At 70.4% G+C, this 23815-nt stretch carries 18 protein-coding genes; 3 read left to right on the top strand and 15 right to left on the bottom strand.

What is annotated here, in order from left to right; genetic code table 11:
- Positions 1 to 109: 109 nt before the first annotated feature.
- Positions 110 to 1288, bottom strand: a complete 1179-nt coding sequence (locus ACFYQ6_RS24490) for a S1 family peptidase (RefSeq protein WP_361586582.1) — start codon at positions 1286 to 1288, stop codon at positions 110 to 112.
- A gap of 337 nt (positions 1289 to 1625) precedes the next feature.
- Between ACFYQ6_RS24490 and ACFYQ6_RS24485 the strand changes: the two genes are divergently transcribed.
- Complete coding sequence (locus tag ACFYQ6_RS24485; protein WP_361586584.1) at positions 1626 to 2510, top strand: alpha/beta fold hydrolase; 885 nt, start codon at positions 1626 to 1628, stop codon at positions 2508 to 2510.
- A 42-nt stretch (positions 2511 to 2552) separates the two neighbouring features.
- On the opposite strand, the gene fxsT is transcribed toward ACFYQ6_RS24485, so the two are convergent.
- The 4 genes from fxsT to fxsA form a co-directional block, all read right to left on the bottom strand.
- Positions 2553 to 6488, bottom strand: coding sequence for an FxSxx-COOH system tetratricopeptide repeat protein (fxsT, locus tag ACFYQ6_RS24480; RefSeq protein ID WP_361586587.1), 3936 nt, complete (start codon positions 6486 to 6488; stop codon positions 2553 to 2555).
- Positions 6485 to 7786 carry an FxsC protein gene (gene fsxC, locus ACFYQ6_RS24475; protein WP_361586590.1) on the bottom strand — a complete coding sequence of 434 codons (1302 nt, stop codon included), beginning with the start codon at positions 7784 to 7786 and terminating at the stop codon, positions 6485 to 6487. Before fsxC ends, fxsT begins: the two co-directional genes overlap by 4 nt.
- 150 nt (positions 7787 to 7936) lie before the next feature.
- Positions 7937 to 10219 (bottom strand): radical SAM/SPASM protein FxsBH, inactivated beta-hydroxylase extension form, encoded by a 2283-nt coding sequence (gene fxsBH / locus ACFYQ6_RS24470; protein WP_388764917.1) that lies wholly within the window; start codon positions 10217 to 10219, stop codon positions 7937 to 7939.
- A gap of 108 nt (positions 10220 to 10327) precedes the next feature.
- Complete coding sequence (gene fxsA, locus ACFYQ6_RS24465) at positions 10328 to 10492, bottom strand: FxSxx-COOH cyclophane-containing RiPP peptide (RefSeq protein WP_361586595.1); 165 nt, start codon at positions 10490 to 10492, stop codon at positions 10328 to 10330.
- Positions 10493 to 10703: 211 nt separating this feature from the next.
- Between fxsA and ACFYQ6_RS24460 the strand changes: the two genes are divergently transcribed.
- Positions 10704 to 11633 (top strand): DUF4231 domain-containing protein, encoded by a 930-nt coding sequence (locus ACFYQ6_RS24460; RefSeq protein WP_361586598.1) that lies wholly within the window; start codon positions 10704 to 10706, stop codon positions 11631 to 11633.
- Between the two features lie 10 nt (positions 11634 to 11643).
- Here ACFYQ6_RS24460 and ACFYQ6_RS24455 read toward each other — a convergent pair whose 3' ends face one another.
- From ACFYQ6_RS24455 to ACFYQ6_RS24410, 10 genes are all read right to left on the bottom strand, one after another.
- Positions 11644 to 12117 carry a hypothetical protein gene (locus ACFYQ6_RS24455; protein ID WP_388764914.1) on the bottom strand — a complete coding sequence of 158 codons (474 nt, stop codon included), beginning with the start codon at positions 12115 to 12117 and terminating at the stop codon, positions 11644 to 11646.
- Between the two features lie 185 nt (positions 12118 to 12302).
- Positions 12303 to 13205 (bottom strand): S1 family peptidase, encoded by a 903-nt coding sequence (locus ACFYQ6_RS24450; RefSeq protein WP_361586604.1) that lies wholly within the window; start codon positions 13203 to 13205, stop codon positions 12303 to 12305.
- 318 nt (positions 13206 to 13523) lie between these two features.
- Entirely contained in the window at positions 13524 to 14330 is an 807-nt protein-coding gene (locus ACFYQ6_RS24445) for a DUF1684 domain-containing protein (protein WP_361586607.1), read from the bottom strand.
- Between the two features lie 4 nt (positions 14331 to 14334).
- Positions 14335 to 15624 (bottom strand): NtaA/DmoA family FMN-dependent monooxygenase, encoded by a 1290-nt coding sequence (locus ACFYQ6_RS24440; RefSeq protein ID WP_388764912.1) that lies wholly within the window; start codon positions 15622 to 15624, stop codon positions 14335 to 14337.
- Positions 15621 to 16697 carry an LLM class flavin-dependent oxidoreductase gene (locus tag ACFYQ6_RS24435; RefSeq protein ID WP_361586610.1) on the bottom strand — a complete coding sequence of 359 codons (1077 nt, stop codon included), beginning with the start codon at positions 16695 to 16697 and terminating at the stop codon, positions 15621 to 15623. Before ACFYQ6_RS24435 ends, ACFYQ6_RS24440 begins: the two co-directional genes overlap by 4 nt.
- 14 nt (positions 16698 to 16711) lie before the next feature.
- Positions 16712 to 17686, bottom strand: coding sequence for an ABC transporter substrate-binding protein (locus tag ACFYQ6_RS24430; protein ID WP_361586613.1), 975 nt, complete (start codon positions 17684 to 17686; stop codon positions 16712 to 16714).
- Between the two features lie 29 nt (positions 17687 to 17715).
- Positions 17716 to 18468, bottom strand: coding sequence for an amino acid ABC transporter ATP-binding protein (locus tag ACFYQ6_RS24425; protein WP_361586630.1), 753 nt, complete (start codon positions 18466 to 18468; stop codon positions 17716 to 17718).
- A gap of 35 nt (positions 18469 to 18503) precedes the next feature.
- On the bottom strand, positions 18504 to 19406 hold the full coding sequence (locus ACFYQ6_RS24420) for an amino acid ABC transporter permease (RefSeq protein ID WP_361586616.1): 903 nt from the start codon (positions 19404 to 19406) through the stop codon (positions 18504 to 18506).
- 44 nt (positions 19407 to 19450) lie between these two features.
- Positions 19451 to 21292 (bottom strand): FAD/NAD(P)-binding protein, encoded by a 1842-nt coding sequence (locus ACFYQ6_RS24415; protein ID WP_388764909.1) that lies wholly within the window; start codon positions 21290 to 21292, stop codon positions 19451 to 19453.
- Complete coding sequence (locus tag ACFYQ6_RS24410; RefSeq protein WP_361586622.1) at positions 21289 to 22155, bottom strand: amino acid ABC transporter permease; 867 nt, start codon at positions 22153 to 22155, stop codon at positions 21289 to 21291. Before ACFYQ6_RS24410 ends, ACFYQ6_RS24415 begins: the two co-directional genes overlap by 4 nt.
- 449 nt (positions 22156 to 22604) lie before the next feature.
- On the opposite strand from ACFYQ6_RS24410, the gene ACFYQ6_RS24405 reads away from it, so the two are divergent.
- Positions 22605 to 23543: an ABC transporter substrate-binding protein gene (locus ACFYQ6_RS24405; protein ID WP_361586624.1), complete on the top strand. Its 939-nt coding sequence runs from the start codon at positions 22605 to 22607 to the stop codon at positions 23541 to 23543.
- Positions 23544 to 23815: the final 272 nt, after the last annotated feature.

Here is a 23815-nt window from a genome sequence, read left to right as displayed (position 1 = left end):
GCGCGGGAGCCCGGCCCGGAGGGCCGCCCCCTGGAAACCGCCGGGCCGGGGGGCGGCCCTCGCTCACGTCACTCGTACGGGCAACGCGAGCGGGAGCAGTGAGCGGACGTCAGCCGATCTCGGCGCCGTATGCCGCCAACGCCTCCGGCACCGGCTGGAAGAACGTCTCGCCGCCCGAGGAGCAGTCGCCGCTGCCGCCCGAGGTGAGGCCGATCGCGGTGTCGCCCGAGAACAGCGAACCGCCGCTGTCGCCCGGCTCGGCGCAGACCGTCGTCTGGATGAGACCGTTGACGATGTCGCCGTTGCCGTAGTTGACCGTGGCGTCCAGTGCGGTGACCTCCCCGTCGTGGACCTGGGTGGTGGAGCCGCTGCGCGTCACCGACATCCCGACCGTAGCCTCGCCCGCCTGCGTGATCGCCTGGGTGGAGCCGTCGTAGAGGTTCACCTCGCTGGGGTGCGCCGTGCCGGAGGTGTACTTCACGAGACCGTAGTCGTTGTCGGGGAAGCTGGAGCCTTCGTTGGCACCGATCTCGGAGCCGCCCTGCGAGTCGGACCAGCTGGTGATCGACTCCGTGCAGTGACCCGCGGTCAGGAAGTACGGCTCGCCGTCCTTGACGACGTTGAAGCCCAGCGAGCAGCGTCCCCCGCCGCCCCAGATGGCGTCGCCTCCCGCGATCAGGGGCTTGAACTCCCCTGCGGACCTGGTGAGCTCGGCCTTGGAGCCGAGCCCTTCGACCACCTTGCTGAGCTTGTCCCAGTCCGCGCCCTCGACCGTACGGTCGGCCGTGACAACCACCTTGTTGCTGACCGGGTCCACCGCCCAGGCGGTGCCGGGAACGGTCGCCTTGTCGGCGAGGGTCTTCCGGGCGTCCGTCAGCTGGGCGAGCGTGTGCTTCACGAGTCTGGCCTTGCCGCCCGCCTGACGGACCTGCTCGGCCGCTGCCTGGTCGACGACGTTCACGACGAGGTTCTTGGCCTCGGCGTCGTAGTACGAGCCCGCCGTGTCGCCGCCCAGCGCCTTGTCCAGGGTGGCTGCGAGACTTCCGGCCGAGTGGGCGTCGAGGGTCCGCACGGTGAACTGGGGTACGTCTTCACTGGCGTTCGCAGTCTGGAACGTCACTCCTGCTGCGACCAGGGCGAGGACGGCCGATCCGGCCATCGTCACGCGCTTCCTGGATATGCGTCGGTGCTTCAACTTCGACCTCCTGTGGGGCCGTGCGCGGACATGTGGGGTGCCCGGTACACGGAGGATGGGGCGCCCACTATTCCGACGCGACCGGTAGCACACAAGGTCGACTTCAGGACGCGCACACGACGGCGACCGTTCACCCGCGTCGCGTTCACAAGCCGCGTGTCGCACCACGTCGGTTCCGTTCGCGAACACCGCGTGCGACAGGGCGCTGCCCGCGGGTGAGGACCAGTCCTGTCCTGTAATCACTCTTCCGGTCCGCATGCTGTGCAGAGCGATCCTGAAGTCGAACACCGGGGTGCGCCCCCCGAACGTCACCGAACGTCCCCGTCACCACCGGCCGATTCCGACAAGGAGTGCCGGTATCCCCCGGGATAGGTCATCATCGAACAGGCAGTACTCACCGGGCACTTGGTGACCGAGCGGAGGGGGCGGCGTGCTGAATCGGGTTCGCGTGGCGGACGGACGGCAGCTGACGGTCGTACGTCAGGGGGACCCACGAGGCAGACCGGTGTTCCTCCTCCACGGCATGCCGGGCAGCCGGCTGGGCCCTGCCCCCCGCGGGATGGTCCTCTACCAGCGCAACATGCAGTTGATCGCCTACGACCGGCCGGGTTACGGCGGCTCGGACCGGCTGCCGGGACGCCGCGTGATGGACGTCGCCGAGGACGTACGGACCATCGCGGACTCGCTCGGACTGGAGCGCTTCGCCGTGGTCGGCCGCTCCGGCGGCGCCCCGCACGCCCTGGCCTGCGCGGCACTGATGCCCGAGCGTGTCACCCGTGCCGCCGCGTTGGTGAGTCTGGCCCCCCGGGACGCCGAGGGCCTCGACTGGTTCGAGGGGATGGCCGCCTCGAACGTGCTCGCCTACTCCAGGGCCGCCGCGGACCCGGACGGGCTGGCGGAGTCCTTCATCATCCGCTCGGCCGCGATCCGGCAGAACCCGGTCCAGCTCCTGGACGACCTGCGCCGGGAACTGACCGAATCCGACCGGAGCGTGGTCAACGACGCCGGCATCCGCACCATGCTCCTCGACAACTTCCGCGAGGGGTTGCGCACATCGGCGTACGGCTGGATCGACGACGCGATCGCGTTCTCCACGCCATGGGGGTTCGACCCCGCCGACATCAGGTGCCCGGTGATGCTGTGGCACGGCGTGCAGGACGTGTTCTCCCCTGTCGGGCACTCCCGCTGGCTGGCCGGACAGATCCCGGGCTCCACGGCCGTACTGGAACCGGCCGCAGCGCACTTCGCCGCGCTGTCCGTGCTTCCCGACATACTCAACTGGCTGCTCGACGAACGGGAAGCAGCGGTCTGCTGAGACGAGGGCTCCGGGCCTGCCGGGCCCGGAGCCCCCGTCTTCTCACACAGACATCGGTTCCAGCTCGCGCCGGAACCTCCGCTCGTCCCGCGCTATCCGGGTCAGCGGGTGTTCGTCCCCGAGCTGCCGGGCGAGCTCGTCGCCGGTCTCCGCCCTCAGACGCAGGGCCTCGTCCTTGCGTCCCATCGCGTCGAGCGTGACCGCCAGGTTCGAGGTCATGGCCAGCGTCTCCGGATGGTGCGCACCGAGCACCTCCCTGAGCTGGCCTGCCACGCTCCGCTCCGTCTCCAGCACTATGTCGAACTCGCCCCGGTCCGCCGTGGCGTTCGCCAGATTCATCACGGAGAACAGCGTGTTCGGGTGCTCGCGCCCGAACACCTCACGCATAGAGGCGACCACGCGCGTCAGCAGCGTCTCCGCCTCCATGGGCGCGCCTGCCCCCGAGAGATAGACACCGAGGTTGTTCTGGGCCGCCAGCGTGTACGGGTGCTTCTCCCCCGGCACCTTCATGTACTGGTCGACCACCTCCTGCGCGGCGTCCCTGGCCTCCACGGCCTCCCCCGCGGCGAACAGGTCCGCCGCCATGTTGAGGTCGCAGGCGAGCGATTCCGGGTTGGCCGAGGTGTACTTGGCCCGGTACCTGGCCCGGGTCGCCACGGTCAGCCTCCGTGCGTCCTCCAGCTGTCCCGCCCTGCGCAGGGACACCGCCAGGCTCTTGGCGGCGGTCAGGGTGGTGGGGTAGGTCCGGCCGAGAGTGGCCTTGTAGCTGTCGTACGTACGGCTGAGCAGACCGACGGAGTCCTCGTACCGTCCGACCTCGCGCAGGTCACGAGCCAGGTTGAGAGCTGAGGACAGGCTGTACGGGTGCTCGGGGCCCAGGACCTCGGACCGCAGGTCGTAGACGTCCTGGTCGATCTCCCTGGCACGGGCGTACTGCCCGACGCTGCGCAGGTTGAGCGCCAGGTTGTTTGCCGCGGCCAGCGTCCGGGGGTGCCTGTCGTGGAAGATCTGGCTGAACCCCTCGTGCGCGGCGGTCGCCAGCTCGATGGCCTTGCCGTAGTCGCCGAGCAACCCGAGGTCGATGGCCAGGCTGCTGGTGGTCATGTAGGTGTGAGGGTGCTCCGGCCCGAGCACCTCCCGCTGCCGGCTGAGCGTGAACTCGTCGAGCTCCTTCGCTTCGACGTACCGGCCACGGGTACGCAGGATGTTGGAGAGGTGGAAGCAGAGGTACAGGTACTGCAGATCCCGCTCCCCCAGCATCTCGCTCCACACCTCGCGGAGCTCGTCCCCGAGCCGGCCGGCCGTCCTGACGTCACCGCGCTTCCACAGGTAGCGCACCCGGTCGATCAGCAGCCTCCGGGTTTCCGGCTCCTTGCAGTTGCGCGCGTCGGACGGGCCGAGGTGCGGCCAGATCGCGGCGAAACGCGGCCACGTCTCGGGGTTGTCGATCGGCTCGTCGTCGTCGGGCCGTGCCCCCGCCAGGATGCGGTGGACGACGTGCCTGGCCTCGCGCTGCTCCTCGTCGCTGAGCTGGGCCCTGATCACGGCCTGCACCAGGCGGTGCACCTGGATGGAGTTCGAGACCTGGTCGACCTTGGCGAGGGCGAACCGGCCGATCTCCCGGATGACGCGGCCCAGGACCAGCTTCTCCTGGAGCGACGCGTCGTAGGGCTTGAGAGCCTCGATCATCTCCTTGCTGTAGAGGAGGTTCGCGGAGATCGGCTCGGGCGCGAAGAACGCGCAGAGCTGGAGCAGCCGCACCGCGGCGGGCGAGCGCTCCTTGAGACGTTCGATGGAGATGTTCCACGTCGCCGCGACGGGCTGCGGATAACCGGCGGGCTGGTTCAGGGCCAGGACCTGCGGGGCCTGCTGGGCGAGCTGCTCCAGATAGGTGTCGATGGGGGTGGCGGTCTCCGCGATCCAGGCCGCCGCCTGCTCGACCGCGAGGGGGAGGTCACCGACAGCGGTGGCCACCTGGGACGCGTCCTCGATGCTCAGCCCCGGCGCCCGGCGCTGAAGGTGCTCGATCGACTCCTCCCGCAGGAAGACGTCGACCGGGAGCGCGTCACCGTGCTGGGACCATGTCTGGTTCCGGGACGTCACGAGGATGTGACCCGAGCCGCCCTGGGGGAAGTAGCGCCGGAGGCGTTCGGGATCGTCGGCGTTGTCGAACACCAGCAGCCAGCGTTCCGAGGGCACGCCCCGGCGCAGCAGGTCCACCGCCTCCTGCGAGGCGGCTCCCATGTCGTCTCCGCCCTGGGCGCCGAGCCGTACGGCGAGTTCGGCGAGGCTGGCCACCACGTCGTCGATCTGTTCGGAGGATATCCACCACACCAGGTCGTAGTCGGCCATGAACCGGTGGACGTACTCCAGGGCCACCTGGGTCTTGCCCACTCCCCCCAGGCCGTACAGGGTCTGCGGCTGCGGCAGCACGACGGCCATTCCTCCGCCGAGCTGGTCGCGCATCCGCTCCAGCACCAGGGAGCGGCCGGTGAAGCCGGGGTTGCGCGGCGGGGCGTTCCAGATCCTCGGCACGGTGCCGGGGAACCGGGGCCCGGGCGAGACCCCGTCACCGAGCTGCACCGGCCGGTCCAGTGCGCGCATCAGGGCGGTGGTGGCGTGCACCTCGTCGAGCCGGAACAGGTCGACCGGGTTGCGGTCGATGTACGGCGCGGAGAGGCGGACGTCACTGACCCTCAGCGGCAGCAGCTGGCGCCTGCCTCCACCCGGGTCCTCGGAGACCGAACGCTCCCACAGGTCCACTGCCCGCTGGGACTTGAGGTAGGCGCTGGAGAGCAGCACGACGGTCCGGGCCGCGGTCTCGGCCACGGCCTGTGTGGCGTCCGCGGCGCCGTGGTCGGCGGAGACGTCACGCGGGACCACCCGGAAGCCCGCGCGGGTCAGGACCGATTCGATCCAGTCGGCCCACATGCGGTTCTCCGCCACATAGCTGAGGAAGAGATCGGCCGGGAGGGCGGGCCTGCGCCGGGTGAACGCGTCGCGGATGCGCAGCCGCACCTCCTCGCCCACCTGGGGCATGGAGGTGATCTCCTGCTGCGTGACGACAGCGGTGAGGCGTTCGAAGGCGGACAGGAGGGAGTTGCTGAGCCCTGCCTCGTCACCGAAGGTGGCGAGGGTCTCCTCGTACGCGTAGTACGGGCGGTAGGGGATCTCCACCGCGCCCCAGTAGGCGGTGAGTTCGTCCCCCGAGAGATCACGGGGCAGCCGGTCGAACTTGAGCCTCGCCAGGGCACGGCCCGCGTCGGCCTTCTCCTTCTCGCCCTCGTCGATACGCATCGGGACGGGGAAGATGGAGATGGGCCGGCCCGTGTAGCGCTCGGCGATCTGCCGGGCGACGGAGGCCGCACCGTCGATGGACTGGTCGCTGAGGGTGAAGCAGTCGACGAGCACGTCCGGCAGGTGGACGGTGCAGATGTCGGCGATGTCGCTGAGGCCTGTCCGGCTGTCGATGAGGACGTAGTCGTAGTTGGCCTTCATGTCGTCGCGCAGGGCGTCGAAGAAGTGGCCGCCGCCGAGCCGGTCGTAGAAGTTGTCCCAGTCGAAGGTGGAGACGGTCGCGGAGTACTCGCGGTTCTGCCGGCCCGCCGAGACGAAGTCGAGGGTGCCGCCGCGTGGGAACTCCCAGCCGAGCGCCTCCGGGGTGAGCGAGACCGCGTGGGGCTGGATGCGGGCGTAGTCGCGGTGCCAGTCGTCGGGCCGCTGGGCGGGGTTGGTGGCGGCCCAGGCGTATTCGGTGATCAGGTCGATCACACCGGTGGTGGCCCCGAGCGTCGAGGGGTCGAGGAAGGGATGGAAGAACCGGTGGAGTCCGGGGGCTTCCAGGTCCCAGTCGACGGCCAGCACGCGTTTGCCGTTGGCTGCGAGGATCCAGGCGGTGTTGGCCAGGGCCATGGTGCGGCCCGTACCACCCTTGTACGAGTAGAAAGTGACGATGCGCCCGTCACGACCGGCTGTCATACGTCCTCCGCATCCGTCGCAGGGTCGTGCATGTCGGGTATGAACTGGGTACTGCCCATGGGGCCCATCAGTCGCGTCCGTTCGCTGTGCCGTCCACCGGCCGGCGGATAGGCCGTGGCATGTCTCAGATACTGCTGAGCGGCCACTTCGACCACTTGGGGCAGGATCTGACCGAACGCCTCCATGCTGGGCACCCCCTTGGCGGCGACACGGCAGAAGGCTCGTCCCTGCCGCATCTTGACCGGCATCGTCTGTTCGAGCTTCTCGATCAGGGCAGCCTCGGCGGATCTGCTCTGATGGTCCTCACGGCACCACGGCACGACCATGGTCACCCAGGGGCGGTTCTCCGCGTCGAAGGCGGCGAGCCTGCGCCTGCGGTCCTCGTCCTCCAGGGCCCAACGGTCGACGACGAGTATCTCCGGGGTGGTGGGAGAGTGCTTGCTCTCCGGCTGCCCGGGGCCTTCGTCGAACGAGGCGATGACCGCCTGGTAGTTGAGGGAACGCACCAGTTCCTCGGCGACGTAGGCCAGTGGACGGGCGGCGGCAGGGTGGTAGGGATTCCATTCCTGCGGATTGTCCCCGTAGTACTCCGGGTTGCGGCCCTCCGGCAGGTCGTGACGGGTGGGGGCGGCGATGGTGATCCGCATGGGCCTCGGTGCGCCTGCCCCGCTGTCCGGAGGGCCGAAGGCGCTGGGGACGAGGCGGTAGTCGAAAGGCCTGCCGGAGTCGAGCCGCACGGTGTCGGCGACGTTGACGATGCGCTTGGCCAGTTCGTAGACGGCCCGCTCGTATTCCTGCGCGAACAGCCTGAGTTTGATCAGCCCGTAGAGCCCGTCACTGACGTAACGGTCTCCGAAATCGCGGTGATTGAACTGTAACCGCTCGGCAGGACCAGGGAGTTGACTCGGTGGTACCGGAACCCAGAGTGCGGGCACGATCGCCTCGGCCGGCTGGTTGGACCGGGCCCGGTGGTGGATCGCCCGCTGTTCGAAGGCGTACCACTCCTTGCCGCACATCTCGCTCGCGAAGTAACGCGGCGAGAACAGGGGTACGAAGACCCGGCAGCTGGCCAGCACACTGCCGAGACGCTCGGACCACCCCTCGCCGGAGCGTATCTCCCGGTCCATGAATCCGGCCGCCGCGCCTGCGGGCAGATTGGTCATGGCCATCACGTGACCGCAGAGATCTTGGAAAAGCCTTTCGACCCACATATCTGGGTCCGATCCACCGCCGTACCCCGGTGTGTGTGCGTAGCTCAGAAAAAAGTACGGCCGATGGTCCGCTCGCTGTTGCGTCATGCGTGCACACGACCCCCGTCCTGTGTGAGCACCCGCATCCCAGGACTGTGGAGGGGGTGCGAGCGAATTCATCATTCCGGAGCGGACTGTGCTCCACCCCCATGGCGTTCGGTCAATCAACGCCGCTTTTCAGTCATCCATACCCAGGATTCATCGAACAGGTTCTTGATCCACGAGATTCGCGCGGGTGTTCATCCCACTTGTCCCATGTACACCTCTCGCTTCATCTCTCAGCGATCCGAGCAGCCGCTTTCCTCCGACGGTCGGCTCGGCGGCCGCGTCCATCATGTCGAGTGCCTCCGGGACACCTGCCATGAATGCGGGATCCAGGAAGGCGAGGCCCACACGTTCATACGTGAGGGCCAGCAGCCCGGAAAAGGGGACCTCTGTATTCCGGTCCCAGGGAAGCCGGTATTCCCAGGCACCGTCGAGTGCGTAGAGATCGGTGATGTCCAGCAGGGCCCGCAGCCTGGTGCGGCGCAGACCCCGCAGCAGCGCGAGGGCGAGTTCCTCGCTGTCGCGCACCGCCACCGCCAGACCGACGGAGCCGTAGCCGTGCGGCCTCCCGGTGTTGCGGCCGTCGAGGAGGGGGGTCAGCGTGGTCAGCCGCCCCACGGCATCCGCCGCCTGCTCGGGAGCCGCCTGCTCCAGCAGTTCCCAGGCCCGGCCGAGGGCCGCGGTCCAGGACTCCGCCTCGGCCGGGCGGAGCCTCGGGGCGGCGGGTGCCTCGAAGCAGTCCCGGTAGGGATCCAGGTCGTCCACAGCGAACCCAGGTGTATCCCCCAGGGCGAAGTGCCGCACCGGGTGCCAGTGGGGGCCGCCCTCCCCGCTCAGGACGATCAGGCTCTCGGGGCCGCTCTCCCGCCGGACCGTGAACCCCTCGCCCGTGGCCCTCACCCGGACCCTGCCCGCCTCGCCGGGAGCTCCGATGCGCAGCTCGCCCAGAGTGGGGAGGAACAGCCTGCCGTCGCGGTAGTCGGCCGCAACCTCCGGGCCTGCCCCGGCACGGACCGTCGCCGCCGCGACGTACGAGGGCAGCCGCAGGGCCTGTCCGACGGCCTCGGGGCGTTCGGCGTGGAGCCCCTCCAGGACGTCCAGCAGCCATGTGCGTGTGTACGGGTGCGCCAGGACACGGTCGAGCCCCGCAGCGCCCTCGGTGGTGACCTCCAGATCGCCCGCGGTTTCCCACGCCTCGTCCCACCGCGCGCCGCCCCGGCCGTCCAGCGTCTCGTGGAGCGCGGCGAGGAGCGTGCGGGTCAGATCGTGCTGCTCGGCGACGAGTTCGTGCCGGTGGGTCAGCGCCGGCGACACGGTGGCCGCGCTCGTGCGCGCTTCGACACCCCGCACCAGCGCCTCGAGGTCCGCACAGTAGACGGACGGGTTGTCGAAGTCGTCCGCCGAGCTGTACCGGTGCGTGTAGAGCCCACCCCCGCACGAGCGTACGACGGGGCAGCGGCGGCACGTCTCACTGACGCCCGCCAGGCCGAGCTGCCGGGCCTGAACTCCAGGGTGGGCGGCGACGTCGTCGAAGGAGTGGGAGAACACGTCGAAGCCCGTGGCCGCCGCCCCCTCGTAGGCGCTCTTGAGCGAGTCGACCTGCTCCAGCTGGCCGTCCGTCTCGACGACGACCAGATCGGTGGGGGCCAGCCCCAGGGACTCCGTGAGACTGGGGCCTCCGCCCAGCGTGGAGAGCAGGGAGGAGAACAGACGCACCGGCACCGGGCTGCCTTCCTGTTGCCAGCGGTCGAAGACCGCGAGGAGCCACTCGGCGTAGGCCGTGGGCGATCCGTCGGGGCGGGGCGGGGGCTCGTCCCAGGTGGCGTGCGGGAGGAGGAAGTCGATCAGCGGGGGGTCGAGCGCGACCAGGGCGTCGAGCACCGCGTGCGGGTCGTTCTCGATGTCGACGGTGCACAGGAGACCGAGGTTGAGGTGGCGGTAGCGGTCCTGCTTGAGCAGTTCGACCGCCTTGAGCACCAGAGGGTGGCTGCTGCGTCCGTCGGCGAAGCGCCGGTGCCGGTCGTTGGCCTCACGGTCGCCGTCCAGGGAGATACCCACCTTGACGTCGAACTCGTCGAAGAGGTCCAGATAACGAGGGCTGAGCTGCAGGCCGTTGGTGTGGATCCGAAGGTCGAGCTCGGCCACGCCCGACAGGGCCGACCCGAACTCCTCGCAGACGCGCCGCAGCCGGGCGGGGCCCGCCAGCAGAGGCTCCCCTCCGTGCAGGATCACTGACACGGAGGGCAGTGCGTGTGTCTTTGCGTGCTCAGCGAGGCGCTGTGCCGTCTTGGAGATGACGTGATCAGAAACCGTCTTCGGCCGGGTTCTCCAGCTCTGATCCGCATGTTCGTAGACATAGCAATGATCGCAGGCGAGGTCACACCTGCTGTGAACCTTCAGAATGATTTCGCGGAACGGGACCGCGGGGCCTGTCATTCCACCACTCTAGTCCAGCCGTGCCATGAATACGGCAGATGACCACCGTAGCCGACCGAAAGGGTGCAATTCTTATGAACTGTACGGCACCGAGGGCCCGCGCCGCGCTTACAGCGACGAGTTGAATGTGGAGATCTGGGTGAGGCGACCGCCTGAGGTCGCGAGCACCCTGCCCATCTTCCTGGCTGCAGCACTGCCGGATGCTTCGATCTTCGCAAGCGGCACACGGCTCTTCGCGACAGCGAAGTTCGGGGTGGATTCGTAGGTCTTCACGGCCGTCCTTGATGGGCTCGTTCCGGACACGGAAACAGCACCGGCACCTGCACCATTGCAGTGTCCGGCGGCACGACTTTACTCTCATGGCCCCGGTGTGCAACTCAGCTCGTACAGCCGTAACCCGGGCGATTTCCAGGACTACTCCAAATGGACGGGAACCCTTTCATCCGGGGGCCGGGTGACCACCACATCGAATACAGGAGTGACCATGACGGCGATTCCAGGACCTCTGCAGAGCATGGTCTTCAGGAGCGCTGATCTGCCCGCACTCTTCCACCACACGGACGCCGTCGCCGTCGCACGTCAACGTGAGGCGGTCAACACCACCCGGGGACAGCTCGCCCTGCTCGTCCTGGGCACCGTGCCCGCCGCCCTGCCGTGGCACGTCACCGTCGGTGCCGACGTACAACTCCTCGATGGTATCGCGGTGTTGGCGTATCTCGGTGTCCTGATCACGACCTACCTGGCCTCCCGGCGCAAAGCAAAGTCGCATTGGCAACTCAACCGCTCCGCAGCGGAGTTCATCAAGTCCAACTGCTGGCGCTACGCCGTGCACGGTTCCCCCTTCGACACCGGCACCCAGCACCCGGAGGCGGTGTTCGCCAGCCGGCTGGAGGAAGGGCTCCAGGAGTTACGGAAGGTGGGGTGGGACGACCCCAGGGAGAACATGGCGGACTCGGGCGGCGGTCTCATCACCGCGTCCATGCGTGAGCTGCGGGACAAGGCCTTCACCGTACGCAAGGAGACGTACATCCGGGACCGGCTGATCGAGCAGCGGCGCTGGTACCGCAGGCGCAGGCTCGTGTCGCGGCGTGGGGCGCTCGTGTGGTCGAGCACCATCGCCGCGCTGACGCTCCCCGCGCTCGTCCTCGCCGTGCTGCAGACCTTCGGCAGCGCGGGTTCGTTCGGGCTGACGGGCACGCTCTCCGCCGCAGCCGCCGCGTGCCTCGCGTGGAACGAGATGCGCCGTCACCACCCCCTGGTGACCGCCCACTCCCTGGTCGAGGACGACCTGGAGAACATGCAGGCCGCGATGGAGACCACCCTGACCGAGCGCCAGTGGTCCGCGGCCGTCTTCGAGACCGAGCGGATCGTCTCGCCGGAGCACACGGACTGGCTGGTCAGGCACCGGATGTGAGTGTCCGGGATCAGCGCTCCACTCCGTCGAGCCAGATGACGGTGACCGGCCGTCCGACGCTGCGGGCGTAGGTCACGATGTCGCCCGTGCCGCCGAGTCCCCGTGCGGGACGGCCGTCCCACACCGCGATCAGCCGGTCGCAGTGGTCGGCGATGTAGGTGCCCGCCGCGTAGTACGCCTCGTCGGTGGAGTGCGGGAAGTCCAGCAGGACCTCGCGGGCCGCGCGGGCCTTGAGCTTCCGGTAGCGGACCAGCTCCGTCTCGTCGAAGCCCGCCTCGTAGTCGCCGCTGGGGATGACCACCGTCAGCTCGGCTCCGTGGGCCAGCGCGAGGTCGGCGAAGAGCTGGTCGGCGCCGACCGCCAGGCTGGAGAGCGCCTCGAGGGAGCCCTCGTGGCCGCACAGGGCCGCCCGCAGCCCTTCCAGCACATAGGCCCGTGCTTCACGGGGGATGGAACGGTGACCGGTCACTCCGATGCGTTTCACGGACCTGGGACCCCCTGGTGTCGACGGGGGTCCCGGAGGGCGTCCCTCCGGACCGGCGCAGCGTCCGCCCCCGTGATTCCTCTGCGACCGACCGTCCTGGCATTGTCTCAAGAGCTGCGGCCCGAACGGGAGCCCCCGCCGGGGATCGGCGGGGGCTCACGGGAGTGCGGCGGTGTCCGTCCGGGTCAGAACACGCTGACGCCGTACGCGCTCAGCGCTTCGGTGACCGGCTGGAAGAAGGTCGTCCCGCCGGTGGTGCAGTTGCCGCTGCCGCCCGAGGTGAGGCCGATCGCCCGGGTGCCGGAGTAGAGCGGGCCGCCGGAGTCGCCGGGCTCGGCGCACACGTTGGTGCGGATCATGCCGTAGACGATGTCCCCGCCGCCGTAGTTGACGGTGGCGTTGAGGCCGGTGACGGAGCCGCTGTGGGTGCCGGTGGTGGAGCCCCTACGGGTGACGGACATGCCGACGGTGGCGTTGGCCGCGCTGGTGATGTCCTGGCTGCCGACGGTGCCGGACTTGGTGACCGAGGTGTTGGTGTAGCGGACGATGCCGTAGTCGTTGGTCGGGAAGCTGGAACCCGTGGTGGTGCCGAGCACCGTGCTGCGGGCCGAGTCGGACCACCAGGTGCCGGCCCCGTCGGTGCAGTGACCGGCGGTCAGGAAGTAGTAGGTGCTGCCGCTGCGGACGTTGAAGCCGAGGGAGCAGCGCCAGCTGGAGGCGTAGATCGCGTCGCCGCCGGAGATGAGCTTGCTGAACTTTCCGGAGGTCCGCTCGATGCGCAGGGCGCCCGCGGCGGCTCCTGCGGACTGCTTGATCTCGTCGATCTCGGCCTGGGAGACGGTGCTGTCCACCGTGACCAGGAGCCGCCCGGTCGCGGGGTCGACGTTCCAGGCGGTGCCGGCGATGTCGGCCTCGAGCACGGCCTCTCCCGCCGCGCTGAGCTGGTCCGCGCTGAACGTCGCGGCCTGATCGGCGTTGGCCGCGGGGACGGCGAGGGCCGCGACGGCCACGAGTCCTGCGGTGACGGCTGTGACACGGCTACGTCTCGCCGTGCCACCGTTGCGGGGGCTGGTGCGCTTGATCCTCACTTTTCGTTCCTCCCGAGGGGAATCGGGGGCCCGCCTGTGGGGTGGCCGGACCCGTGAGGCGCGGTCGGGGACACGCCGCTCACCGGAGGGTGCTCCCGTTCCGGATGCGTCGTGGTTCCGACGAGCGCTGCTCGGGAGTATTCGGGCCGTCAACCGGCCGCACAAGGGCGCGTTTCAGCCGGGTGGGGACGGCGCGGGGCACGGCCCCGACAGCCCTGATGCTGGTGGGGCTGCCGGGGCCGGTGCCGCGCGTCCCGGTCCCGAGGGAGCGGTGGCCGGATCGCCGCTCTCCGGAAGGCGCGTCCGGGGTGGCGCGGGTCAGCCGTCGATCCGGTTCCGCTCCCCCGCCGGGACGGCCACCGTCAGGGTGTTCCCGGGCGGCGGGAAGGGACAGATGAAGTGGTCGGCGAACGCGCACGGGGGCAGCAGCGCGCGGTTGAAGTCGACCCGGACCCTGCCCTCGGCGTCCGGCGCCTCGGGCCGCAGGAAGCGGAAGCGGTAGCTGCTGTCCCCGCTGGTGGCGTCGGCGAAGACGGCCCAGAGCGAGCCGTCGGGCTCGACCGCCACCTGGAGCGTGTGCTCGGCTCCGTCCACGGTGAAGGCGATCTCGCCGCCGAGTCCCAGGCCGCGCTCGCGGCCGTCGGCGTTGGCGACACGGATGTTCCGGTCGCTCTCGTACGGCCGGAAGGTCCCCTCCAGCGTCCAGCGCGGGTCGTACGGGGTGGCGTCGATGGTCCTGAAGGCGTGCCGGGCCGGGGACCGGGGGTCGAAGTCCCGTACCGCCCACAGGCCTTCGCGGCTCAGCACGACCAACCGGCGCTCTCCCTGGGCCACCCGGGACGTGTCGACGGGGCCCCGGTCGGCGCCGAGGCGGACCTCGCCGTCCAGCGGCTTCGCGTCGACGGTCAGCCCGTCCTCGGGGCCGGCGGTGAGCACCACCTCCCCGCCCTCCTCGCGCCACAGGCCCGGCACGGCCGGAATTCGACCCTCCGGGTGGTCGGCGAGCCAGTGGGTGCCGGTGAGGGAGAGCGGGCCGTGCGGCGCGGCCACGGCGACGATGCGTCCCTCGTGCCAGCGCTGCCAGGCGTGGAACTCCTCGCTGTCCTGCTGTGCGTCCGTGCTCATGCGGTCAACCTTTCCACACCGGCTCGGCCAGGCCGAGGTGCGACCTCAGCGTGGAACCGGCGTATTCGGAGCGGAAGGCTCCGTGCTCCTGGAGGAGCGGGACGACCCGGTCGACGAAGTCGTCGAGGCCGCCCGGGGTGAGATGCGGTACCAGAATGAAGCCGTCGGCGGCCTCCGTGTCGACGAACGTCTCCAGTTCGGCCGCGACCGTCGCCGGGGAGCCGATGAAGGACTGCCGGGCCGTGGACTCGATGACCGTCTGGCGGATGGACAGCCCCTTGGCCTCCGAGAGAGCCCGCCACTTCGCGGCCACGGCGAGCGGGTCGGCGACCCGCACCCGGCCCTGGACCAGGTCCGATCCGGGGTCCGGGTCGACGTCGGGCAGCGGCCCGTCGGGGTCGTAGGAGGAGAGGTCGCGGCCCCAGACCTGTTCGAGAGCGAGGACGGCGTTCTGCGGGGAGACCTGTTGCCGGCGGATCCCGGCGGCCTTCTCCTGGGCATCCGCGTCCGTGTCACCGACGACGACCGTGACCCCGGGCATGATCTTCAGGTCTGCGGGCCGTCTGCCGTACTTCTCCAGGCGCGCCTTGACGTCGGCGTAGAAGGTACGGCCCGCTTCCAGCGTGCCGTGCCGGGTGAAGATGACGTCGGCGGCCGACGCGGCGAATTCTCTGCCCTCGTCGGAGTCCCCGGCCTGGATGACGACGGGGTGCCCCTGGGGCGATCGCGGGACGCCGAACTCCCCCGAGATCTCGAAGTGCCGCCCGGAGTGCGCGAAGGGCCGTGATGCGCCGTCCGGCGTCCAGGAGTCCCAGAGCTCGCGGGCGGTGGCGACGAATTCCGCGGCCCGGGTGTAGCGGTCTGCCCTGTCGAGATAGCCGCCGCGGCGGAAGTTCTCGCCGGTGAAGGCGTCCGACGAGGTCACCACGTTCCATGCGGCCCGGCCCGCGCTGAGGTGGTCGAGTGTGGCGAGACGGCGGGCGAGTTCGTAGGGCTCGTTGAAGGTGGCGTTGACCGTGGCGGCGAGCCCGAGCCGGTCGGTGACGGCGGCGAGCGCGTTCAGGAGGGTGAGGGACTCGGGGCGGCCCACCACGTCCAGGTCGTGGATGCGGCCGTTGTGCTCGCGCAGCCGCAGCCCTTCCGCGAGGAAGAAGAAGTCGAACTTGCCGCGCTCGGCGGTCCTGGCCAGGTGCTCGAAGGAGGTGAAGTCGATCTGGCTCCGCGAGCGGGGGTCGGTCCACACGGTGGTGCTGTTGACGCCCGGGAAGTGGGCGGCGAGGTGCATCTGTTTCATGACCGGTCCCCTGAGGTGTCTGCGAGCGCGTAGCGGTTGGCCGGCCGGCCGAGGCCGAGGTGCTCGCGGAGCGTGCCGCCCGGGTAGAAGGTCCGGAACAGGCTGCGGTGCTGGAGCAGGGCCACGGTGCCGTTGACGATCCGTTCGAGGTCACGCTCCGGTGTGATGGGGGTGAGGTGGAAACCGTCCACGGCCCCGCCCCGGTGCCACTGGATGACGAGTTCGGCGAGGTCCACGGGCCCGCCCCGGAAGTAGGTCCCCCGGCCGGCGAGCTGCGGGCCGCTCTCCAGCCCGGGTTCCGGGGCGGTCTCGGCGTCACCGAGGTCGACGGTCAGGGCGACCAGGACCCGCAGGCTGTCGGGGTCCCGGCCGTGGGCGGCGGCCCGGCGGCGCAGGTCGTCGGCGAGCGAGGCCGCGTGCTCGGGGGACGTGGCGCGTACGTGGACGACATCGGCGTGCCGGGCGGCCGGCTCGCGGGCGGGACCGCTCGTGCCGTCGATGACGGTGACGGGCCGGCCCTGCGGGGGCCGGGGCACGATGGCGGGGCCCCGGACGGAGAAGGTGCTGCCTTCGAAGTCGACGTAGTGCAGCTTGTCGCGGTCGATGAAGCGGCCGGTGGCGGCGTCCCGGATCTCCGCGTCGTCCTCCCAGCTGTCCCACAGCCGCGCTCCGGCGTCGGCTGCCTCTCCCGCCTCCCGCCACAGCGCGGCGGCGGGTGCGGCCGGGCGCCGGCCGAACAGCCGGGCCTCGGCCTCGGTGCTCGACACGTCGGCCTGCCATCCGGCCCGGCCCTTGCTGACCCAGTCGAGGGTGGCGACGGCGGAGGAGACGTGGAAGGGCTCGGTGTGGGTGGTGGTGACGGTCGGCACGAGGCCGATCCGGGTGGTGGCCGGGGCGACACGGGCCAGTACGGCGAGCGCGTCTGGGCCGGGTCGCGCGAAAGAGTCGTTCAACGTGACGTAGTCGAGCGCCCCTCCCTCGGCGAGGCGTGCAAGAGCGACGTGGGAGCCGGCGTCGTAGCGCGGCGGGCCGCCGATCTCGGCGGCGAGGTGGAGTGGCCTGGTGGGGGACATGCGGACCTCTCGGGTCAGTTCTCGGTCTTGGGGAGGCCGGGCGGGTTGATCTCGGACTTCTCGACGGCCTCGTTGGTCAGCCCCCAGCGCTTCAGCACCTCGGCGTACGAGCCGTCCTGGATGATGTGGTCGATCGCGGCGCCGTACGCCTCGACCAGGCCGCTGCCCTTCTTGGTGGTGGCGGCGATCTTGCCCTGGACACCGTCACCGCCGCCGGAGAGCGTGCCGATGATCTCGGACTGCCCGGCCGACGCGACGTGGTAGTTGGCGGAGGGGCTCGGGCCCAGGTAGGCGTCGATGCGGCCCGACTGGAGGGCCAGGTAGTAGTCGGTGTCCTTCTGGAAGTACTTGATCTCCACCGGTTCGCGTCCGGCCTCGACGTTCTCCTCGCTCCAGTCGACGAGGATCTTCTCCTGGTTGGTGCCGGAGGCGACCGACACCGTCCTGCCCGCGACGTCCGCCGGGCCCTTCACCTTCCAGCCGGAGCCCTTCTTGGCCTCGAAGGCGATGTTGTCGAGCCGGTAGGTCGCGAAGTCGTACTTCTCCTTGCGCTCCTCGGTCACCGTGACGTTGGACAGGACCCCGTCGAACTTCGAGCTGTCCAGGCCGACGAAGAGGTTTTCCCAGGAGACCTCCTCGAACTCGGGCTTCAGACCGAGGGTGTCCGCGATGAGGGTCGCGAGGTCGATCTCGCTGCCGATCCGGGTCTTGTCGTCGGTCGCGTAGAAGCCGAGTGGTGGTGAGGCGTCGGCGCTCGCACCGAACCGGAGCGTGCCGCGTTCGCGGATCGCGGCCGGCACCTCGGCGGCGATCTCCGCCACCTTCTCGCCCCTGATCCTGTTCTGGTCGGGGCCGATGTTGATCCCGGTGTCCTTGCGGCCCTCGGGACGGATCACGTCCTCGGTGGCGTCGCTGGTGCCGCACGCGGTGAGCAGCCCCGCGGCGGTGAGGGTGACGAGGGCGGCGGTGAGGGTGCGGCGGACGGGCACGTGACTGCTCCTTGATCGCGGGGACATGCTCAGAGGACCTTGGAAAGAAAGGCGCGGGTGCGCTCCTGGACCGGGTGGTCGAGTACGTCGGCGGGCGGGCCCTGCTCGACGATCCGTCCCTCGTCCATGAAGACGACGGTGTCGGCGACTTCACGGGCGAAGCCGATCTCGTGCGTGACGACGATCATCGTGGTGCCCCCTCGGGCCAGGTCCTTGATGACGTCGAGGACCTCCCCGACCAGCTCGGGGTCGAGGGCCGACGTCGGCTCGTCGAAGAGCAGCAGTTTCGGTTCCAGGGCGAGGGCGCGGGCGATCGCGACGCGCTGCTGCTGGCCGCCGGAGAGCTGCTTGGGGTAGGCCCCGGCCTTGTCCGCGAGCCCGACCCGTGCGAGCAGCTTCCCGGCCGCGGCGACGGCGGCCTTGCGGGGGCGGCCGAGCGCGGCGATCGGGGCCTCGATGACGTTCTCGAGGACGGTGAGGTGCGGGAAGAGGTTGAAGTTCTGGAAGACGAAGCCGATCGCGGTGCGCTGGCGCAGGACCTCGCGCTCGCGCAGCTCGTACAGCTTGTCGCCGGACCTGCGGTAGCCGACCAGGGTGCCGTCGACGCTGATCCAGCCCTGGTCGACCTTCTCCAGGTGGTTGATGGTGCGCAGCAGGGTGGACTTCCCCGACCCGGAGGGGCCGATGATCACGGTGACCGCTCCCGCGCGTACGGACAGGTCGACGCCGCGGAGCACGTCGAGCTGACCGAAGCTCTTGTGGACGGCCCTGATCTCGACCATGGCGTCGGTCCCGGTGGCTTCTTCCGTGGCTGCGCTCATCGCACTGCTCCCTTGGCGTAGTGGCGTTCGACGTAGTGCTGGAGAACGGAGAGCGCGGTGGTCAGGAGGATGTACCAGACCGTGGCGACCATGAGCAGGGGCACCACCCGCCCGTTGCGTCCGTAGACGACCTGGACCTGGTAGAAGAGTTCACCGATCGCCATCACGGAGACGATCGAGGTGCCCTTGAAGAGGGAGATGATCTCGTTGGCGGCGTTCGGCAGGATGGAGCGCATGGCCTGCGGCAGCACGATGCGCCGCAGTTGCCGCAGCCGCGGGATCCCGAGAGCCGCCGCGGCCTCCGACTGGCCGCTGTCCACGGCCAGCACACCGCCCCGCACGATCTCCGCCGCGTACGCGGCCTGGTGCAGGGCGAGCCCGAGAACGGCGGCACTCATCGCGCCGACGAGGTTCATCGTGTCGAAGGAGACGAATCCGGGCCCGAAGGGGATGCCGAACTCCACCTCCTTGTAGAGGTAGGCCAGGTTGAACCAGAACAGCAGCTGGACGATGAGCGGGATCGAGCGGAACGCCCAGATGTACGCGTACGCGACCGCCCGGAGGAACGGGCTGGCGGACAGCCTCATGAAGGCCAGGACGATGCCGAGCGCGAAGCCGATGACCGTGCCGTAGAAGGTCAGCTGGAGGGTGACCCACACGGCGCGCAGGATGGTCTCGGTGGTGACGAACCGGGCGAAGACGTCCCACTCCCAGCCGGGGTTGGTGATCAGGCCGTTCAGGAACTGGGCGAGCAGCACCGCCGTGGCGGCGACGGCCGCCCAGCGCCACGGATGGCGTACGGGGACGACGGTCAGGGCGGCGTACGCGTCGGCGGCCGTCCCCTCGCGGGCGCCGGGGTCGGCCGGTGGGCGGACGGGGGGATCGCTGGTCAGCGACATGGTGGGGTCCTTCTGCGACGGGGGTGCGGTGCGGGGTGCCGTGCTCAGACGGTGAGGCGGTCCCGACAGGAGAGGTCGCGCAGGAACGCGAGCGCCGTGCGCGCGGTGGCGTCGTTCTGGCGGAAGGCAGGACCGCCGGTGCGGGGCCGGGTGAACGCACCGCTGGAACGCGCGGTGGTGTAGGGGCCGAGCGCGAAGCGGCGCGGGTGGGGGTCGCCGTCGCGGTACAGGACACGGCCGTCGGCGGGGTCGACGGAGAGCAGTCCCGTCCCGGTTCCGGCCGCGCCGTCCTCGTACAGTCCGGTGAGCAGCGGGCTGCGCGTCCTGCGCAGCGAGGGGTCGGGCAGCCGGGCCTCGACCAGTGCGCGGGCTTCGAGGGACGCGCCCGGGACGGTGGTGCTGCGGGCCCGGAAGACGCCCGCGGCCTCGTCGGGCTCCACGGTCATCCCGGCTCCGGCGAAGCGGACGACTCCGGCCCGCGAGAGGGCGAGCAGCTGGCGCAGCCTGGGGCCGGGAGGGCCCGATGCGAGATGGCTGAAGAAGCCGTGCCACTGCTCCCCGATGTCACCGAAGCGGGTCAACTGCCCGTAGACGGAGAGCAGTCCGAGGAAGACGGCGAGGTCGGGGCTGTGGCGGGGGTCGTGCCGTCGATCGAGGTCGGCGGTGATGTGGGCGCGCAACCCTTCCTGCAGGGAGTCGTACGAGGCGTGGCGCACCCCGTCGAGCGGGCGGTCGAGGGCGTCGAGGTCGAGCCGGTCCACGGGGTCGGGGACGGCCGAGGCGACGAGTGCCGCGAGCTCCGGGCTGCCGGGCTCGGCGACGGCGTACTTCTCCTCGAAGTCACCCCGGTCGATCGCGGTGCGCTCCGGGTGGGCGGTGAAGAGCCGGTGGTAGTGGGCGTGGCCCAGCTCCTTGGCGACCAGCGGCCACAGATCGCGCCGGAAGTCCACGGGGCCGGGGCGGTTCAGGATCTCCTCGGCCCGGTCGGTCGCGAAGTGGCGGGGCAGGGGCGGGCGTTCGCCCTGCCAGGTGTATCCGATCTTCGAGTGGTACGGGACGCCGCGCCGCGAGCCGACGTACAGGACGGGCTCCCTGCCGGAGGGGATGTAGACCCCGCCCTCGTGGCGCCCGCCGCGTCCCTCCGTGAGCAGCACCATCAGGTCGACGAAGGCCAGCCCGAAGCCCCGGACGAGGACGGGTTCGCCGGCCGGGAGCGCCGACAGGTCGGTGTCGGCGGTGAAGTCGGGCGGCAGGTGGATCAGTCCGTGGCGTGCGGCGAAGGCGCTGAGCTCCTTCTGCTCCGCGTCCGGTTCGGCGTCGAGGTGGCCGACGGTGAGGACGACGAGGTCGGCGACGAGCGGTTCGGCGCGCCCCTCGATCAGGACGCGCTGGCGGCCGTCGCGGGGTCCGGAGACCCGCAGGGCGTGACCGGTGTGTTCGTGGACGGTGATGCCGGGCGGGAGTGCGGCGAGGGTCTGCTCGTACACCCAGCGGAGGTAGGCGCTCTGCAGTCGCCGGCTCGGGAAGTCCTGGTCCCCGAGGCCGTGGATCTCCTCCAGGACCGCCGGGTCGCCGAGGACGCGGGCGCGCCCCTCGCGGACGTCCGCGGCCCAGGTGTGCAGGGCGGGCCCGGGGCGGACCGGGCCGTCCAGCGGGACCGTCTCGTCGGTGAACATGGTGACGTCCTCCGCCATGGAGTTCATCCAGAGCAGCGGGGACTGGTCCTGCCGCCAGATCCGGCCGCCGCCCGGCGGGTAGGGGTCGACGAGGTGGATGTCCAGGGTGAGGCCGTCGTACAGCTCGGCGGCGTTGGCGGCGATGCGTTCGAGGACTCCGGTGCCGCGGGGTCCGGCGCCTATGACGACGAGGGTGGGTGTGCCGCTCATCGGGGGCCCGCCGTGCCGCGCGCGTAGTGGCGTTCGACGTAGTACTGGCCGATGGACAGGAGCGAGGTCACGGCCGCGTACCAGAGGGTGGCGACCAGCAGGAGCGGGATGACCTCGTACGTGCGGTGGTAGACGAGCTGCACCGAGTACAGCAGGTCCTGGACGGCGATGATGCTGACGATCGAGGTGCCCTTCAACGTCCCGATCAGCATGTTCCCGGCCGGCGGGACGATGGATCGCATCGCCTGCGGCAGCACGATCCGCCGCAGCCGCCGCCAGGGCCCGAGGCCCAGCGACTGGGCCGCCTCCAGCTGTCCGCGCTCGACGGAGAGGATGCCGCCGCGGACCACCTCGGCGGCGTACGCGGCCTCGTGGAGCGTCAGCCCGATGACGGCGACGACGACGGGGCTGAGGAGGTCGACCGTCCGGACGCCGAGGATCTGGGGGTAGAGGGCGCCGATGTTGAACCAGAAGAGCAGCTGGACGAGGATCGGCGTGGACCTGAACAGCCAGATGTATCCCCAGCCCACCGCCATCAGCACGGGGTTGCCGGAGAGCCGGAACACCGCGAGGAGGGTGCCGAGGGCGAAGCCCAGGACCATGACGAGGCCGGTGAGCCACAGCGTCAGGCCGAGTCCTCGCAGCACGGAGTCGGTCGTGAGGTAGGCGCCCACGACGTCCCATTGGAAGGCGTCGTTGCGCACGACGGACACCAGCGCCCCCGCCAGGAGCAGGAGGACGGCAACGGCCGCCGTCCAGCGCCCTGTTCGGCGTACGGGGACGATGCGCGGGATCAGGTCCCCGGCGTCCTTGCGGGGCGGGGCGGTGATGACGGGGGAAGGGCTGTCTGTCTGCGCGGACATGCGAAGGCTCCGTGGATGCAGAGATCGAACACGGGGCGTGCCTTCAGCGCGAACACAACGTGGACCGGGCCCCTCAGCGCCGGTCCGCTCCCGAGAAAAGCCCCAACCGGCCTGTGTTGTCAAGCGTGTCCACAGTGTGAGCCGTACGTCTCACTTCGGTTGACGTGCAACCGGATGCCTGTTCCACTTGGGCCATGCATTCGCAGCAGTGGCTGGTCACCCGCTCCCACATCGACTTCGGTCGCGTGTGGTCCTCCTCCTGTTGAGCTGACCTCCCTGCGTTTCTCTCTCCACCCGCTCGCGCCCTTTTGGCGCTTGAGCACCTTCCGCAGCGTTCCTTCGCGTACACGACACCGCTCGGCCCTCCCCTCGTACCGCTGATCTCCCGCCCCGCCGCTCCGTGCGCTTCCGCACGGGAGCGCGGTCGACGAATCCGGAGAAACTCCGTCATGCCCCGAACCCGGCAGACCGCTGCCTTCGCACTGATCACCGTCGCCGCGCTCACGCTGACCGCCTGCGGATCGGGGGACCCGGCGACCGCCCCGGCCGGGGCCGGGTCCGCCGCCAGGGGGAAGACGCCGACGACCGACGTGGTCTCCGCGGTGAAGAGGAACGACGCCGCGGCGAAGCTGCTGCCCGAGGGAGTCCGCGCCTCGGGAACCCTCACCCTCGCGTCCAGCGTGGGCGCGCCGCCCGGGGCGTTCTACGAGGAGGACGGAAAGACGCTCGCGGGCGCGGACATCGACTTCGCCGACGCGGTGGCCCGGGCGCTCGGGCTGAAGCTGAAGCGCGAGGTCGCCTCCTTCGAGGCGATCCTGCCGGCGCTCGGCAGCGGGAAGTACGACGTGGGGACCGGCAACTTCGGCGTGACCGACGAGCGCCGGAAGACGATCGACTTCGTGACCTACATCAACGACGGCCAGGGTTTCGCCGTCCGCGACGACAGCGATCTGAAGGAGGTCACCGACCTCACGCAGCTCTGCGGCCTGACCGTCGGCACCGCCGCCGGGACCACCTTCGAGGCGACCCTGGAGGAGAACCGGCACGTGTGCGGCGAGGCGGGCAAGAAGGCGTACGAGGTCCGGACGTACGCCGATCAGGCCGCCGTCTGGAGCTCGCTCCAGCAGGGACGCAGCGACGTCCTGATGTCCACGATCAACGGGCTGCGCTACGCCGTCACCCAGTTGGAGGGGCTGCGCTTCCTCAACGAGTTCAAGCGGCTCGACGTCGGTTTCGCCTTCAAGAAGGGCACCCCGCTGGCGCCCGCCTTCCAGGCGGCGGTCAACGGCCTCGTCGCGGACGGGACCTACGACCGCATCCTGAAGAAGTGGGGCACCACCAAGTCGGCGATCGAGGCGTCGCGGATCTCGCCGCCCGAGATCAGGTGAGTCCGCCGTGGGGGGGGGCCCCCCCCCCCCGGGCGGCCCCCCCCCCCCCCCGCCGGGGGGGGCGGCCCCCGCCCCGGGGGGGGGGCGGGGGGGCCCCGCGGGGGGGGGGGGCCCGAGCCCCGGCGCCCGCCCCCCCCCCCCGGGGGGGCGGGGGGCGCCCCCCCCCCCCCCCCCCCCCCCCGCCCCGCCGCCCCGCCCCCCCCCGGCCCCGGCCGGCGCTCGCCGGACTCTCGCGGCCCGCGGGGTCAGCGGTGCGAGGGGAACTCCACGAC

It is taken from the genome of Streptomyces sp. NPDC005494 (genome assembly GCF_042872025.1).
Taxonomy (GTDB): Bacteria; Actinomycetota; Actinomycetes; order Streptomycetales; family Streptomycetaceae; genus Streptomyces.
The sequence above is the reverse complement of the archived record's forward strand: the minus strand, read 5'-3'. Positions and strand labels throughout refer to the sequence as shown.

Excerpts from the sequence above, each read along its gene's own strand:
- fxsT (WP_361586587.1), bottom strand. The coding sequence starts at position 6,488 with ATGACAGCCGGTCGTGACGGGCGCATCGTCACTTTCTACTCGTACAAG.
- fsxC (WP_361586590.1), bottom strand. The coding sequence starts at position 7,786 with ATGACGCAACAGCGAGCGGACCATCGGCCGTACTTTTTTCTGAGCTAC.
- fxsBH (WP_388764917.1), bottom strand. The coding sequence starts at position 10,219 with ATGACAGGCCCCGCGGTCCCGTTCCGCGAAATCATTCTGAAGGTTCAC.
- ACFYQ6_RS24460 (WP_361586598.1), top strand. The coding sequence starts at position 10,704 with ATGACGGCGATTCCAGGACCTCTGCAGAGCATGGTCTTCAGGAGCGCT.
- ACFYQ6_RS24445 (WP_361586607.1), bottom strand. The coding sequence starts at position 14,330 with ATGAGCACGGACGCACAGCAGGACAGCGAGGAGTTCCACGCCTGGCAG.
- ACFYQ6_RS24440 (WP_388764912.1), bottom strand. The coding sequence starts at position 15,624 with ATGAAACAGATGCACCTCGCCGCCCACTTCCCGGGCGTCAACAGCACC.
- ACFYQ6_RS24435 (WP_361586610.1), bottom strand. The coding sequence starts at position 16,697 with ATGTCCCCCACCAGGCCACTCCACCTCGCCGCCGAGATCGGCGGCCCG.
- ACFYQ6_RS24425 (WP_361586630.1), bottom strand. The coding sequence starts at position 18,468 with ATGGTCGAGATCAGGGCCGTCCACAAGAGCTTCGGTCAGCTCGACGTG.
- ACFYQ6_RS24420 (WP_361586616.1), bottom strand. The coding sequence starts at position 19,406 with ATGTCGCTGACCAGCGATCCCCCCGTCCGCCCACCGGCCGACCCCGGC.
- ACFYQ6_RS24415 (WP_388764909.1), bottom strand. The coding sequence starts at position 21,292 with ATGAGCGGCACACCCACCCTCGTCGTCATAGGCGCCGGACCCCGCGGC.
- ACFYQ6_RS24410 (WP_361586622.1), bottom strand. The coding sequence starts at position 22,155 with ATGTCCGCGCAGACAGACAGCCCTTCCCCCGTCATCACCGCCCCGCCC.
- ACFYQ6_RS24405 (WP_361586624.1), top strand. The coding sequence starts at position 22,605 with ATGCCCCGAACCCGGCAGACCGCTGCCTTCGCACTGATCACCGTCGCC.